The sequence below is a fragment of the Kribbella sp. NPDC051718 genome, assembly GCF_040681515.1.
Lineage (GTDB): Bacteria > Actinomycetota > Actinomycetes > Propionibacteriales > Kribbellaceae > Kribbella.
Map to the genome: position 1 here is coordinate 597,612 of NZ_JBFAYZ010000002.1, position 13,368 is coordinate 610,979.

Sequence of the window (13,368 nt, forward strand, 5' to 3'; positions counted from 1 at the left end):
ACGAGTTTGTCACCCGAAGCCAACCTCCCGCCCGGCGCTCCATCACTCCTGTGGATAACGGTCGATCGGCAATCCGAAAGCAGGGAACAGCGACGGGTTGTGGAAAGCCATCACCGCGGACACCCCGGCCTTGGTCAGGGTCAGCACCTTGAGCGAGTGCGCATGGAAGATCCCGTCGTCGCCACGCACGTACATGGCAAAGGCGGGCTGCCCGTTGGCCGAAGTCTCCACCAGGATCCGCCGTCCTTCCCCAGGCAGGACCTTCGTCGCCAGCAAGCCCAGTACGTCGTCCCGTCCGCTGAACCACGTCGGGATCGGCGGCATCTCCCACCGGGTGTCCTGGGTCAGCAGGCCCTTCAGCGCAACCAGGTCGGCCTTCTCGAACGCCTTGGCGTATTGGTCGAGCAGCGCACGGCGTACCGGTTCGTCTGGCTCGCTGAAGTCGTCCTCGGCAGGGGCGAGCTTGGCCATCTCCGCACGCGCCCGCTGGAGCGAGCTATTGACCGCAGCGGTCGTCGTCTCGAGCAGCCCGGCCACCTCGGACGCCTGCCAGGCAAGGACATCCCGCAGGATCAGTACTGCGCGCTGCCGCGCCGGCAAATGCTGTAGCGCCGCCACCATGGCCAGCCGGAGACTCTGCCGAGTCCCCACAACCTGTGCGGGGTCAGTGCTCAGCAGTAGATCCGGGAACGGCTCCAGCCAACTGGTCTCCAGCGACTGCGTCTCCAGATCGTGCGGGTCGATGCCTGGAGCCCCTAACGCCGACGGGACCATCCGGCGGCTACTGTGCTGCAAGGCGTTCAGGCATACCCGGGTAGCGATCCGGTAGAGCCACGTCTTGACCGACGAGCGCTCCTCGAAGTCGGCGAACCCTCGCCACGCGCGCAGGTACGTCTCCTGGACCGCATCCTCCGCATCATGCAGCGACCCGAGCATCCGGTAGCAGTGGGCGACCAGCTGACCCCGGTACTGCGCGAACTCGTCCTCCAGGTTCATCCCAACTCCTCCGCCGGCTCCAGCACCACAACGCCGGTACTACGTCGCACGGCGATCCCTAGGCCGGCCAATGCTCCCAGCAACGACAGTACGCCGCAGACCGCCAGCGCACGGGCGAACCCAGTCTCGAACGACTCGTATCCCCCGGCAGCCGCGAACACGGCTGCCAGCACCGCGACACCGACGACCCCACCCAGCTGCCGCATCATGGCGTAGATACCGGACGCCATTCCGACCGCTTCCGGGGGTAGCGATCCGATGCTGGCGCTCTGCGTCGCAGGCATGGCTAGGGAGACCCCACAGCCGGCGACGATCAGGGCGGGCACCAGGTCGGCGTACTGGACTGTGCCCTTGCTGGCCTGGCTGATCCAGAACATGCCGACCGCTTGCAGGAGGAGACCGGTGAAGACCAAGGGACGTTCGCCGATCTTGTCGACCAGGCGTCCGGCGATCGGGGCGACCAGGAAGAGCGTGGCCGTCCACGGCAGGAGTTGCAGCCCTGCTTCGAGTGGGCCGGAGCCGAAGGTCGCCTGCATGAACTGGGCGAGGAAGAAGACCGCACCGAACAGCGCGGCGGTCAGGAAGAAGCCGGCCGCGTTGCCCGCCGAGAACGCGCGCGAACGGAAGTACCGCAACGGCAGCATCGGCTGCGCGGCGCGTCCTTCCCAGACCAGGAACCCCAGCAAAAGAAGGGCTCCGACGACGAACGATCCGAGAACCTCCGGACTCGACCAGCCTGCCACCGCGCCGCGGACGACGCCCCAGACGATGCCGAGGACGGCAAGGGTGATCAGCGCCGCCCCGCGCAGATCCAGTCGGCGGACGGCGCCGTGGCTCTCGGGGATCTTCGCCAGGACGAGCGGGATCGCGACGGCACCGATCGGCACGTTGATCCAGAAGATCCACTGCCAGGCCAGACCTTCGGTGACCGCGCCACCGATCATCGGACCGCCGAGCACGGCCAGGCCGGTCAGCCCGCTGAAGATGCCGATCGCCCAGCCCCGGCGTTCGGGTGGGAACGCGGCGCCGAGCAGGCTCATCGACAACGGCATCACGACGGCCGCACCGACGCCTTGAACCGTACGGGCCGCGATCAGCAGCGGCACCGACGGGGCGAGTGCGCAGGCGATCGAGGCGACGGAGAAGAGAGCCAGGCCCGCTGCGAAGGTACGGCGCCGACCCCAGCGGTCGCCGATCGCCGCGGCTGTCATCAGCAGCATCGCGAAGCTCAGGCTGTAGGCGTTGACCGTCCATTCGAGCTGCTCGACGGTCGCGCCGAGGTCCTGCCGGATGGTGGTCAGGGCGGCCGCCACCACGAGTACGTCGAGCGCCACCACCACCGAGCCGATCGAGGTCAGCCCCAGGACCCAGCGCTGCTCGCCGGTCGTACCGATCTTGCTGTTCATGTGTCCTCCAGGAATCCGCTGTCACCGGTACTGACAACCCAGCAGGCCCGAACTCATCGGTGCGATGAGTTCGGGCCTCGGCCGCTGTCTGTACCGGTGACAACCTCTGAAGGAGAGCAACCATGGCTACAGCAGTGTTCCGCTACCAGACGAAGCCGGAAGCAGCCGACGAGAACCTGATCCTGATCGAGAAGGTCTTCGCCGAGCTGACGGCCGTCGCCCCGGCCAACCTGACTTACGCGAGCTTCCGCCTCGACGACGGCGTCACCTTCGTCCACGTGGTCGACGGCGAGGGCCTCACCGATCTGGCCGCCTTCCAGAAGTTCCAGCGCGACCTCGCCGACCGCTTCGACGGCGACCTCGTCCGCGAGGAGGCCACCCGGATCGGCTCCTATTCGGCATAGTCCGGTCGCCGCGGGCTGCCGATGGGCAGTCCGCGGCGACGGGTAACCAGGCGCGTTGTGTTGCCCGATAGGACCGCGTAACGACTGCTCGAGCATCTATCGTTACGGGGAGTGATGACTTCGGGGAGGTAGGGGATGACGCAGACGGCCAGCAGTGGGATCGATGAGTTGCGGGCGGCCATCGGTGGGGTGGTGGTCGAGCCTGGCGATTCGGCGTACGACGAGGCGCGGCGGGTGTGGAACGCGGATATCGATCGGCGGCCGGCTGTGGTGGCGCAGTGTTTGAGTGCCGAGGACGTGCGGGCGGCGGTGCTGTTCGGCGTACGGAACGGGCTGGAGATCGCGGTGCGTGGTGGGGCGCACAGTATGTCCGGGGCGTCGACGGTCGACGACGGGCTGATGATCGATGTCAGCCGGCTCAATGCGGTGACGGTTGATCCGTCGACGAAGCGTGCCGTGGCTGGTGGGGGTGCCAAGCTGGCTGAGCTGGATGCGGCTGGGCAGGAGCATGGGCTCGCGACACCGGCGGGGGCTATCAGTCATACCGGTATCGCTGGGCTGACCCTCGGCGGTGGGATGGGGTGGCTGTCGCGCAAGCACGGGCTGACGCTCGACAATCTGCTGTCGGTGGAGATCGTGACGGCCGATGGCCAGATCCTGCGGGCGGCCGCGGACGAGAACCCTGAGCTGTTCTGGGCTGTTCGCGGGGGCGGCGGCAACTTCGGCGTGGTGACGCAGTTCGAGTTCCAGTTGCACGACGTCGGGCCGATCGTTCAGTACGGCATCCAGTTCTGGTGTCTGGACCAGGGCGTCGAGGTACTTCGGTACGCCCGCGACCTGATCCCGTCCCTGCCCGTCGATTTCAACGTCGTGATCGGTGCGGTCAACGCGCCGCCTGCGCCGTTCGTACCGGAGGAACTGCATCACCAGCCTGGCTACGCGTTGATCGTGGTCGGGTTCGGCTCCCCCGAGGAGCACGCGGAGGTGCTCGCGCAGATCCGGGCGGCCATCCCGCCGGCCTTCGAGTTCGCGACGCCGATGCCCTACACGGCCTTGCAGCAGTCGATCGACGAGCCGAACAGTTGGGGCAACCACTGCTACGACAAGGGCAGCTATCTCGAAACCCTGTCGGACGAGGCGATCGACGTGATCACCCAGCACGTGCCGCTCAAGTCGTCACCGTTGTCGAACGTGCTGTTCTACCGGCTCGACGGCGCCTACTCAGAGATCGGCGAGGACGAGACCGCCTTCGCGGGCGGCCGCTCGCCGCGGTACGCGGTCTTCCTCGTCGCGATCGCGCCGGTGCCCGAGCTCCTGCCGGGTGATCGCGCGTGGGTCCGGGCGTTCTGGGATGCGCTGCAGCCGCACGCGCTCGGCATCGGCAGCTACGTCAACGCGATGGCGGAGAACGACTACGACCGGGTCAAGGCGTCGTACGGGAAGCGAAGTACGCGCGACTGGCGAAGATCAAGGCGCAGTACGACCCCGGCAACGTCTTCCACCGCAACATGAACATCCTGCCGGGCTAAGACCGAGGCTAGATGGAGGCTGCTCCGTCGATGACCAGGACCTGGCCGTTGATGTTGGTCTGGTCGAGCAGGAGCATCCGGACGACCGGTACGACCTCCTCCGGCTCGGTCAGATGACCGGTGGGGGTCCGCCGGACGATCTGGTCGAGCTGGGTCTGGCCGAGCACCGCGGACATCTCCGAGGCGAAGAAGCCGGGTGCGACGGAGTTGACGAGCACCCGGCCGCCCAGTTCGCGAGCCATCGACCGGGTCGCCGCGTCCAGGCCGCCCTTCGTCGCGGAGTACGCGACCAGACCCGGGTAACCGCGCTGTGCGCAGATCGAGGTCACGTTGACGATCCGGCCCTTCAAGCCCTTGGCGAGCAGCCGGCGCAGGACGAACCGGGTGAGCACGAGCGGCGAGGTCAGGTTGGTCTGGATGATGCCCGCGAGCTGCTCGGCCGACGTGTGCACATGCAGCGAGTCCTGGCCGACGGCGGCGTTGTTCACCAGGCCGTCGATCGGGCCGAGCTTCTCCTCGACCTCCTTGACGAACGCCTGCGTCGCCTTGGCGTCGTTCACGTCCACCGAGCCGACGTGCAGTTCCTCCGGGTACTTCGTCGCCAGCGCCGTCAGCTCGGCGGTCACGGTCCGGGCGAACGCGGCCACCTTCACCCTGGACGCCAGCAGTTCGGTGACGATCGCCAGGCCGAGCCCACGCGAACCACCGGAGACCAGCACCACCGAGGACGGCGGCACTGCAGTCGGGTCAGACATCGCTTTTCAACGTCTCCTTCTGCGGGATCTCATCGAGCAACTTGATCCGCCGCGGTACGCCGTAGTCCGGCAACCGATGCGAGCACCACTGGACCAGGTCGTCGGCCGTGATCGGCCCGAGGTTCGGGTTGGCCACCACCTCGGCGGCGACCATCCTGCCGACCAACGGCGCCTTGCGGGCGAAGACCCGTGCCCACGCGACGCCCGGGTGGGCCAGCAACACGCTGCGGACCACACCTGCCGAGACCTTCGAACCACCGACGTTGATCTCGTCGCTGTCGAGCCGGCCGGTGATCAGTACCCGGTCGCCGGCGAACTCGACCCGGTCGCCGGTGTGGACCGCGCCGTCCATTCCGGCGCCGTGGTGCGGGGAGGCGATGACGAGTTCGTCGCCGACGACGGACAGCGTCGGACGCTCGTCGTTCGGCTCGCGATCCAGCCAGGCCTTGGGGAAACCGGCCTTGCCGTCGTGGACGACGATGGAGGCGCCGACCTCGGACGAGGCGTAGATCCAGGAGATCCGGGCCTGCGGGAAGAGTTCGCGCAAGCGGTCGAGGATCGTCTGGTCGACCGGCTCGCCGCCGAGGGTGATCTGCTCGAGTGGCACCTTGGTGAGAGCGTCGGTGTCGCGGTAGATGGTCTGGCGCCAGAAGGTCGGCGTACCGGAGGCTGCGGTGACGCCGTGTGCGGCGGCGATCGACGGCCAGATCTCGAGCTCGGACGGCTCGATCACGACCAGGCCCTGGTCGGCCTGGGTCAGCGAGATCGTTACCACCTGCCACCAGGCGTAGGTGCCGGGCGAGTACGGAAGCAGCCAGGTGCGGGGCTGTTGCTGGGTGGTGACGGTGGTCAGCGACTCGAGCGTGTGGCCGATCCGGGTCGGGCGGCCGGTCGAGCCGGAGGTGAGCAGCCAGGCGCGGCCGGATTCCTCCACCCGCTTGAGTTTCGCGGGCTCGACGGAGTGCTCGTCGCCCTTCGCGATCACGATCGCGAAGCCGGAGTCGGCGAGTTCCTCGCGCATGCTCAGGTCGACCCGCGAGGTGGTAGCGACCAGCAGCTCGGTGCCGTGTACGGCGTGATGCCGTACCGCGGCCAGCGCGTCGGCGCCGTTGTCGACCAGAACCGCGGCCGGCGAGGGCAGCTGCGGCAGTTTGTGCAGGGTCCGCCAGGTCACCGTCTTGCCACCGGCGACGACGGTGTTGTCGTCCCCGATCAGGGCAGTGGACCGGCGCCGCGTGGTCACGCCGACTGGAGCTGCTCGATGAAGTCCAGCACGTCGCCGACCTTGGCGATCTGGCGCAGGCCGGGCGCGTCGAAGTTCAGCTCGTCGCCGATCTCGTCCTCGACCCGCAGCGCCAGCTCGGAGAAGTCCAGCGACCGGAAGCCGATCTCCCGCAGATCCGCGCTGTCGTCGGCCGGCAACGTCTTGCCCTGCGCCGTCAGCACCGCTCCCATCAGGTCCCGGATCTGCTCCCGCGTCAGCTCAGCCATGACCACAGAGCCTAGCTGCTGTGGACTCGGCTTTGACACGGTCTACTGCACCTCCGGAGCTGGATCGGCAGTTCGGTCTTGGACGACGTCCACGGGCGTACGGGAGAGTTTTCTGCGCAACCGCCGGAGGCGGTCCCGGATCTCCCAGCCGATCAGCGCGATCATCGGAGTGGCTGCCGCGAGCGCGGCGAACAGGATCTCCTCGACCGGCATCCCCGCGATGTGCTGGGCAGGCATGAACGTGACCTCCCGTGCGCTGTGTGACGGACCAGGGGGCGTTCGCCTACTCAGTGTAGGCGCGCGCCGTCGCCTGGTAAACGACTCATACACTGTTGACCGTTTGTCAGGCGTTGTTGTGACAGCAGTTGTGAAGTGCAGGGAACTTTTCGTCGTCCGGGGCTCTCTTCCGTGTGCGAGGACGCGACCGAGAGGACACGTATGACGAGACCAGGACGGGCGATGGGGCTTGCCTCGCTGGCGAGCCTGCCGGTACTACCGCTCGCTTGGTTCATCGCGCTGCAGGACCACAAGCCGTGGAGTTCGGGTGCCTATCTCGGCTACCTGCTGCTCGTGATCGCCGTCCCCGGCACGCTGTTCTGGCGCCGGCTGACCGGTGGTACCGGCTGGTTCGCGGTCGACGCCGTGCTCGGCACCTCGTTCGGCCTGGCCGTCGAGGCACTGATCTATCCGATCGGCCGGTACTTCGACATCCCGCTCGCGGCCCTGCTGATGCCGTCCCTCGCCTTCGGTGTCTACCGGGCCGTGCCGCGGAGCAAGCTGCCGGTGAAGCTGACGCCCTGGTGGGCGATGGCCGGTGTGATGGTCGCAGTCGGCGTGGTCGCGGCGTGGTTTGTCCGGGTCGGCTCACAGCTCATCCCGATCGACGGGCCGGCGGCACTGCGGTCGGATTCGGACGCAGCCCGCAACCTGTCGCTGGCCGGTGAGTTGGCCCATCACTTCCCACCACAGATCCCTTACGCGTCCGGACGGCCGCTGACGAGTCACTTCGGGGTGTACGACCACCTGGCGTCGGCGCACTGGATCACCAGCGTCGAGCTCGACGTACTGACGCAGCGGATGGCGCCCTTCGCCTTCCTCCTCCTGACGGTGCTCGGCGCGGCCGCGGTCGGCGTAGTACTGACCAGCCGCTCGGTGGCTGGTCCGATCGGCGCCGGGCTGACAGTGGCCGCCGGCGATCTCGCTGCCTGGCCGCGGGCGGTCGACGCGCGGCTGTTCAACGACAGCCCGTTCTCGATGGGCTGGCTGACCAACCCTTCGCAGTCGTTCTCCACTGTGCTGATGCTGCCGCTGATAGCCGTTACTGCGTTGCTGCTGCGGCGCAAGCCCACGCAGACGCGGGCACAGGTCATCGGCATGCTGGTGGCGGCCGCAGTACTGATCGCGGCGATCTCTGTGACCAAGGCGTCCGCACTACCCGTGTACGCCGCTGGGCTGGCCGCCGCGTGGATCTACCTCACCGTGCGAGCCCGCCGCGTCAACCTGCGCGCTCTGGTGCTCGGGGTGGGCGTTGCGGCCTGCTACGGCTTCACCTTCCTCGTCGTACTGCGCGGCAAGCCGTCCGGTATCGAGTTCCATCCGGCGCGGACCTTCCGGCACATGATGGACGTGATGACCGCACAGCACTCGACTGCTGCCTTGGTGGTGATCGCAGTGGTTGTGGTGCTCGGCTGGCTGTTGCCCGCTGTGGGTGCGGTGCTGATTCGGCGGCCGGTGCCTCGCGATCCATTGATGCTGTTGCTGCTGGTCGGTCTGGTCAGCTCGGTCGTCGCGACTGGCCTGCTGTACGACAGTGGCCAGACGCAGGTGTTCTTCGTGCGTACCGGCTTCATCTTCGGCGTCCTGCTCGCGACCTGGGGGCTGGGGTCGCTCGAGCGGAAGCAGTACTACGTTGCCGCGCCGGCGTTGCTGATCGGAGCAGCGGCGATCTACTGGGGTCGGTACCGGTCGGAGGACTCGTGCACCAGCGCGAACTGCTTCGGGCAGCCGCTGGTGGTCGCGCTGGTCATCGCTGTCATCGGGGTCGGCGTTCTTTGCTTGCTGTTCCGGTTGAAGAGGCAGCTGTGGGCTGTGGTTGCGGTGGCGGTCGTGCTGGGGATGACGGTGTCACCGACGCTGGGGTCGCTGAAGGAGTTCGCGTCGCCTGCGCTCACGGCCTACGAGTCGATCGCACCGGGCGGGATCGAGGCGGCTCGCTTCATCCGGCGCAACTCGGGGCCGGGCGATCTGATCGCTACCAACGTCCACTGCCGCGAGGCGGGGGTCGATCGCTGCCTGACCGGGTCGTACTGGATCGCTGGGTACTCCGAGAGGCGGGTGCTGGTCGAGGGCTGGGCGTACACCCAGCGCGTCGACGACAGCTATGCGGCCGATGAGAAGGTCCAGGGCGGGTTCTGGAATCCGGAACGCCTGCGGCTCAACGACGAGGCGTTCACGGCGCCGACGCGGGAGATCCTGGAGACGCTGCGCACGCAGTACGGCGTGCAATGGCTACTGGTAGACGAACGCCTTGCAACCCCGCCGGTAGCTCTCGAACGCCTGGCAGAACTCCGCTTCCACTACGGCACAGTCCGCGTCTACCAGCTCTACCCCCGCCGCACCACCCCCGCCCCCTGCCCCACCCAAACCCCCTTCCCCACCGGCACCCAAACCCCCGGTGCCTTCCCTTCCACCCCCGGGTTCCCGCCCTCCCAGCCCTCCGGCAACCCGTCCTCCCAGCCCCCGACCGGCCCACCTTCATCGCAACCCCCGGGCACCTTCCCCACTTCGCAGCCGACCGGCGGCCTCCCGACGTCCCCGCCCTCCAAGCCAGCCGGCGGCGCCGCCCCGGCGGCCTCATCCAGCGCTGCCCCCTCGCAACCAGCCAATGGCGCGGCTCCGGCAGCACCCGCGAGCACTGCTCCCTCGCAACCAGCAGGCTCGCAGACGCCCGGCTTCCCGCTGTCCCCGACGACCGGCGGCCTTCCGTCGTCGCAGACGCCGGGCTTCCCCGCTGGGACGCAGACGCCGGGTGGAACGCCGTCGCCCAATCCGTGCGCGTCTCAGCCGACGGGAGGCTTCCCAAGCCAGCCGCCGACCCAGACCCCCAGTGGCTTCCCGTCGCAGACACCGGGCGGTTACCCGTCGTCGCAGCCGACTGGCTTCCCCAGCTCGCAACCGACCGGTGGGGTGCCCAGCGGGACGCCCGGTGGGTTCCCGTCTCAGCCGCCCACCGGATCTCCGTCGTCCAGCTCTACGCCGCCTACTCCTCCGACCAGCGGGCGCTAGCCAATCGTCGGGAGCGGGAGGCTTTGGTTGGCGGCTCGGTCTAGGGCTGTTACGGAGTAGAGGTAGTGGTGGCCCTTCAGGGCTGTGGTGTCTACGTAGGTGGTGCCGCGCAGGGTGGTTAGCAGGTTGCGGGCGTCTGTGTCGGCGCACCAGTCGCCGGCTGTCAGGTCGCGGCGGTAGATCGCGTATGACGTGCTGTCGGGCGAGGTCGCCTTCCAGTGCAGGGAAACGCCTGCCGGAGTACGGGACGAGCGCAGTGCGTGCACCGGCAGTGGGGGCCGTGAGTCGAGGGATGGCATCGCGGGGATTAGGGCCGGGCGGGTGTACCAGGTGGTGTTGAGGAGTGTGGTCGCGCCGAGTCGATCCGCCCGTACGTCCTTCGCCGAGAAGTAGATGTCGCCCTTCACCTCCGGCACCGTGCTGTTGAACGCCAGGTGGTCGCTCAACTCAGCCGGGTCCGACCAGTCGGGTGACTGCGTCGACGTACCGACCTTGTACGTCGCCTGCCCGATGTACAGATGCACGTCAGTACCGCGCACCTGCTCGGCCCACCACGGCACGATCTTGTTGTAGTCGGCCGGCGCGAACCCACCCGCCCAGTAGACCTGCGGAACGATGTAGTCGATCCACTCCTCCCGCACCCACCGCCGAGTGTCAGCAGCCAGATCGTCATACGTCTGTACGCCCGCAGTGGTGTCCGACCCCAGCGGATCCGTCCCCTTGTTCCGCCAGACCGCGAACGGCGAGATACCGAACTTCACCCACGGCTTGACCGCCTTGATCCGGTGCTGGATCTCCTGGATCAACAGGTTGATGTTGTTCCGCCGCCACTCGGCCACAGTCGGGAAGCCCGCCCCGTACTGCGCATAGGTCGCCGCATCGTCGAACACCTGACCAGCAACCGGATACGGGTAGAAGTAGTCGTCGAAGTGCACCCCATCGAGGTCGTAGTTCGAGACCGCGTCCATGATCGCGTCCTCGACCAGCTTGCGCGCAGCGGGGATGCCCGGGTTGTAGTAGAGCTTCCCGCCGTACGTCACCACCCAGTCCGGGTGCAGCCGAGCGGGATGCGTCGGGATCAGCGCGTTGAGGTTCGTGCCCATCGAGAGCCGGTACGGGTTGAACCACCCATGCAGCTCCAGGTTCCGCTTGTGCGCCTCGGCGACCGCAAACGCCAGCGGGTCGTAGCCAGGGTCTCCACCCTGCGTACCGGTCAGGTACTGCGACCACGGCTCGACCTTCGACGGCCAGAAGGCGTCAGCGGTCGGGCGGATCTGCAGGATGACCGCGTTGTGGTGCTGCCGGACGGCATCGTCGAACCAGCCGAGCAGTTCGGCCTTCTGCTGGTCAGGGGTCAGCCCCGTCCGCGACGGCCAGTCGATGTTCACCACGGACGACACCCAACTCGCCCGGAACTGGCGAAGGGGCGTGGCCGGGTTCGGAGTACAGGTGCTGTCCGGAGCCGGCGGCGCGGCTGTCGCGGTACCGGTGAGGGCGCCGGCCAGCAGGCAGGCTGAGGCGCCGAGAAGGCCAACGATCCGCCAGACTCTCATGTCACTCTCCGACCAATTGTCCAAAAGAAGTCGAAAGATAGTTACACAGTTGGGCCGGGTGCAGAAGAGGTCGGTACGGTTGGGCCATGCTGCGCCAGGCCACGGACGAGGACGTCGATACCATCCGGGCACTGCGCAACCAGCAGGCCAACCGGGACGTCAGCATCACCACGCACGAGATCTCCGCCGCGGAGCACGCTGGCTGGTGGGCCAAGGCGAGCGTCGACCCGAGCCGCCGGGTGCTGATCTACGAGCGCGACGGCCGGACCGCCGGCGTGGTCAACTTCTTCGACCTCCAGCAGGGCACCGGCACTTGGGGATTCTTCCTCGACGCCGACGGGCTGGCCGAGACCGGCGAGACGCTGCCCGCCTGGATCGAGGTGATGAAGGAGGCCACCGGGTACGCCTTCGACACCCTCGGCCTCGACGAGCTGACCGGCGAGGTGCTCGAGCACAACACCGTCGTCCGGCAGATGAACCGCCGGTTCCGCTTCACCGAGGGCGAGCCGGAGCTCCGGTACGCCGACGGCCGCGAGCTCACTGTGATCCCGATCAAGCTGTCCAGAGACGACCGGCGCAAGCCGAAGGAGACCCGATGAGCGCCACCCGCACGATCGACTTCGGCGGCGTCCCGATCGGCCCGGAGCACCGGCCGTTCGTGATCGCGGAGATGTCCGGCAACCACAACGGCGACTTCGAGCGAGCCAAGGAGATCGTCCGCGCGATGGGCGACACCGGCGTCCAGGCGCTGAAGCTGCAGGCCTACACCGCGGACACGATGACGCTCGACGTCGACCTGCCCGCGTTCCGGCTGCCGGGCGACCACAAGCTGTGGGCGGACCGCCACCTACACGAGCTGTACGAAGAGGCGCACACGCCTTGGTCATGGTTCGAGCCGCTGTTCGAGCTGGCGAACTCGCTCGGCATGGTCGCGTTCGCGTCGCCGTTCGACCTGACCGCGATCGAACTGCTGGAGAAGCTGGACGTCCCCGGCTACAAGGTCGCCTCGAACGAGATCGGCGACCTGCCGCTGGTCCGGGCGATGGCTGCGACCGGGAAGCCGATCATCATCTCCACCGGCTCGGCGACGCTCACCGACATCGACGCGGCCGTCCGCGCCGCCCGCTCGACCGGGAACGAGCAGATCGTCGTCCTGTCCTGCACGGCGAGCTACCCGGCCCCTGCCGACCAGTCGAACCTGCGGGGGATACCGGTACTCCGTGACGCGCTCGGCGTCCAGGTCGGCCTGTCGGACCACACGATGGGCATCGGCGCCTCGATCGCCGCGGTGGCCCTCGGCGCCACCGTCATCGAGAAGCACGTCACCCTGTCCCGCGACGACGGCGGCGTCGACTCCGCATTCTCACTGGAGCCCCACGAGGTGCGAGCCTTGGTCGAAGGCACCACGATCGCCCACGAGGCCCTCGGCGAGCCGGTGATCGGTCCCAAGCAGGCCGAGCAGAACGTCCTTCGCTTCCGCCGGTCCCTCTACGTCACCCGCGACGTCAAGGCCGGCGAGCGGGTCTCGCCCGACAACGTCCGCTCGGTCCGCCCCGCCGGCGGGTTGCAGCCCGACGCCTACTCCACCGTCGACGGCCGGCCGTTCCGCATCGACGTACCGGCCGGGACGCCGCTCACCTGGGACGTGCTGTAAACCAGGCTTTCGAGTCATCGGTTGCCCAGAGCAACCACAACGCCGAGACCTCGAACACCAGCGACACTGCCTGCACCGCGATCACCGCACCGCCGTAGCCCGGCAACTCGTGCAGCGTGATCGGCAAGCTCGCATGCGCAAGCAACTGGATCCCCAGCAACACCGTGAGGAAGATCCGCTTGTGAGCCTTCAGCGTCCTGAGCCGGAACGCGAGCAGCAACGGAATCAGCGCTACCACGTGGACCAAGATCACCCCACCGACAGCACGCCGGGCGAGCTTCAGGCTCCGGGGCAT

General features: G+C 67.9%; 13 protein-coding genes and 1 pseudogene. 6 read left to right on the forward strand and 8 right to left on the reverse strand.

All coding sequences use genetic code 11. The features are described from left to right. Positions 1-42: 42 nt before the first annotated feature. Both AB0M15_RS09440 and AB0M15_RS09445 read right to left on the reverse strand, forming a co-directional pair. Positions 43-996, reverse strand: a complete 954-nt coding sequence (locus AB0M15_RS09440) for a sigma-70 family RNA polymerase sigma factor (RefSeq protein WP_363815721.1) — start codon at positions 994-996, stop codon at positions 43-45. Next, a complete protein-coding gene (locus AB0M15_RS09445; RefSeq protein WP_363815723.1) occupies positions 993-2,402 on the reverse strand; it encodes a DHA2 family efflux MFS transporter permease subunit in 1,410 nt (469 codons plus the stop codon). The genes AB0M15_RS09440 and AB0M15_RS09445 overlap by 4 nt, the downstream gene beginning before the upstream one ends. Positions 2,403-2,524: 122 nt before the next feature. Here AB0M15_RS09445 and AB0M15_RS09450 point away from each other — a divergent pair, with 122 nt between their 5' ends. The 3 genes and pseudogenes from AB0M15_RS09450 (at position 2,525) to AB0M15_RS09460 (ending at position 4,335) form a co-directional block, all read left to right on the forward strand. Then, positions 2,525-2,806, forward strand: a complete 282-nt coding sequence (locus AB0M15_RS09450; RefSeq protein ID WP_363815725.1) for a hypothetical protein — start codon at positions 2,525-2,527, stop codon at positions 2,804-2,806. A gap of 135 nt (positions 2,807-2,941) precedes the next feature. Continuing rightward, a pseudogene (locus AB0M15_RS09455) lies at positions 2,942-3,412 on the forward strand (FAD-dependent oxidoreductase); the annotation flags it as partial. 725 nt (positions 3,413-4,137) lie between these two features. After that, positions 4,138-4,335 (forward strand): BBE domain-containing protein, encoded by a 198-nt coding sequence (locus AB0M15_RS09460; protein WP_363815727.1) that lies wholly within the window; start codon positions 4,138-4,140, stop codon positions 4,333-4,335. Positions 4,336-4,343: 8 nt separating this feature from the next. On the opposite strand, the gene AB0M15_RS09465 is transcribed toward AB0M15_RS09460, so the two are convergent. The 4 genes from AB0M15_RS09465 to AB0M15_RS09480 are packed head-to-tail and all read right to left on the reverse strand — an operon-like array spanning position 4,344 to position 6,818. Beyond that, positions 4,344-5,090 carry an SDR family NAD(P)-dependent oxidoreductase gene (locus AB0M15_RS09465; protein WP_363815729.1) on the reverse strand — a complete coding sequence of 249 codons (747 nt, stop codon included), beginning with the start codon at positions 5,088-5,090 and terminating at the stop codon, positions 4,344-4,346. Beyond that, a complete protein-coding gene (locus AB0M15_RS09470) occupies positions 5,083-6,333 on the reverse strand; it encodes a class I adenylate-forming enzyme family protein (protein ID WP_363815731.1) in 1,251 nt (416 codons plus the stop codon). The genes AB0M15_RS09465 and AB0M15_RS09470 overlap by 8 nt, the downstream gene beginning before the upstream one ends. Beyond that, positions 6,330-6,581 (reverse strand): acyl carrier protein, encoded by a 252-nt coding sequence (locus AB0M15_RS09475; RefSeq protein WP_328332703.1) that lies wholly within the window; start codon positions 6,579-6,581, stop codon positions 6,330-6,332. Before AB0M15_RS09475 ends, AB0M15_RS09470 begins: the two co-directional genes overlap by 4 nt. A gap of 42 nt (positions 6,582-6,623) precedes the next feature. Further along, the gene (locus tag AB0M15_RS09480; RefSeq protein WP_363815733.1) at positions 6,624-6,818 is read right to left on the reverse strand and encodes a hypothetical protein; all 195 of its coding nucleotides are present in this window, start codon (positions 6,816-6,818) and stop codon (positions 6,624-6,626) included. Positions 6,819-7,019: 201 nt separating this feature from the next. On the opposite strand from AB0M15_RS09480, the gene AB0M15_RS09485 reads away from it, so the two are divergent. Further along, a complete protein-coding gene (locus AB0M15_RS09485) occupies positions 7,020-9,866 on the forward strand; it encodes a hypothetical protein (protein WP_363815735.1) in 2,847 nt (948 codons plus the stop codon). On the opposite strand, the gene AB0M15_RS09490 is transcribed toward AB0M15_RS09485, so the two are convergent. Then, positions 9,863-11,419 carry a family 10 glycosylhydrolase gene (locus AB0M15_RS09490; protein WP_363815737.1) on the reverse strand — a complete coding sequence of 519 codons (1,557 nt, stop codon included), beginning with the start codon at positions 11,417-11,419 and terminating at the stop codon, positions 9,863-9,865. The two genes, AB0M15_RS09485 and AB0M15_RS09490, sit on opposite strands and share 4 nt — an antisense overlap. Before the next feature lie 86 nt (positions 11,420-11,505). On the opposite strand from AB0M15_RS09490, the gene AB0M15_RS09495 reads away from it, so the two are divergent. Then, the gene (locus AB0M15_RS09495; protein WP_363815739.1) at positions 11,506-12,018 is read left to right on the forward strand and encodes a GNAT family N-acetyltransferase; all 513 of its coding nucleotides are present in this window, start codon (positions 11,506-11,508) and stop codon (positions 12,016-12,018) included. Further along, positions 12,015-13,073, forward strand: coding sequence for a pseudaminic acid synthase (pseI, locus tag AB0M15_RS09500; protein ID WP_363815741.1), 1,059 nt, complete (start codon positions 12,015-12,017; stop codon positions 13,071-13,073). The genes AB0M15_RS09495 and pseI overlap by 4 nt, the downstream gene beginning before the upstream one ends. Here the strand turns inward: pseI and AB0M15_RS09505 are convergent. After that, entirely contained in the window at positions 13,054-13,368 is a 315-nt protein-coding gene (locus tag AB0M15_RS09505) for a hypothetical protein (protein ID WP_363815743.1), read from the reverse strand. The genes pseI and AB0M15_RS09505 overlap by 20 nt on opposite strands.

Bases quoted from the DNA above. Each gene is read 5' to 3' on its own strand.
- AB0M15_RS09450 (WP_363815725.1), top strand. From the start codon at position 2,525: ATGGCTACAGCAGTGTTCCGCTACCAGACGAAGCCGGAAGCAGCCGAC.
- AB0M15_RS09490 (WP_363815737.1), bottom strand. From the start codon at position 11,419: ATGAGAGTCTGGCGGATCGTTGGCCTTCTCGGCGCCTCAGCCTGCCTG.
- AB0M15_RS09495 (WP_363815739.1), top strand. From the start codon at position 11,506: ATGCTGCGCCAGGCCACGGACGAGGACGTCGATACCATCCGGGCACTG.
- AB0M15_RS09445 (WP_363815723.1), bottom strand. From the start codon at position 2,402: ATGAACAGCAAGATCGGTACGACCGGCGAGCAGCGCTGGGTCCTGGGG.
- AB0M15_RS09480 (WP_363815733.1), bottom strand. From the start codon at position 6,818: ATGCCTGCCCAGCACATCGCGGGGATGCCGGTCGAGGAGATCCTGTTC.
- AB0M15_RS09465 (WP_363815729.1), bottom strand. From the start codon at position 5,090: ATGTCTGACCCGACTGCAGTGCCGCCGTCCTCGGTGGTGCTGGTCTCC.
- AB0M15_RS09440 (WP_363815721.1), bottom strand. From the start codon at position 996: ATGAACCTGGAGGACGAGTTCGCGCAGTACCGGGGTCAGCTGGTCGCC.
- AB0M15_RS09505 (WP_363815743.1), bottom strand. From the start codon at position 13,368: ATGCCCCGGAGCCTGAAGCTCGCCCGGCGTGCTGTCGGTGGGGTGATC.
- AB0M15_RS09485 (WP_363815735.1), top strand. From the start codon at position 7,020: ATGACGAGACCAGGACGGGCGATGGGGCTTGCCTCGCTGGCGAGCCTG.
- AB0M15_RS09475 (WP_328332703.1), bottom strand. From the start codon at position 6,581: ATGGCTGAGCTGACGCGGGAGCAGATCCGGGACCTGATGGGAGCGGTG.
- pseI (WP_363815741.1), top strand. From the start codon at position 12,015: ATGAGCGCCACCCGCACGATCGACTTCGGCGGCGTCCCGATCGGCCCG.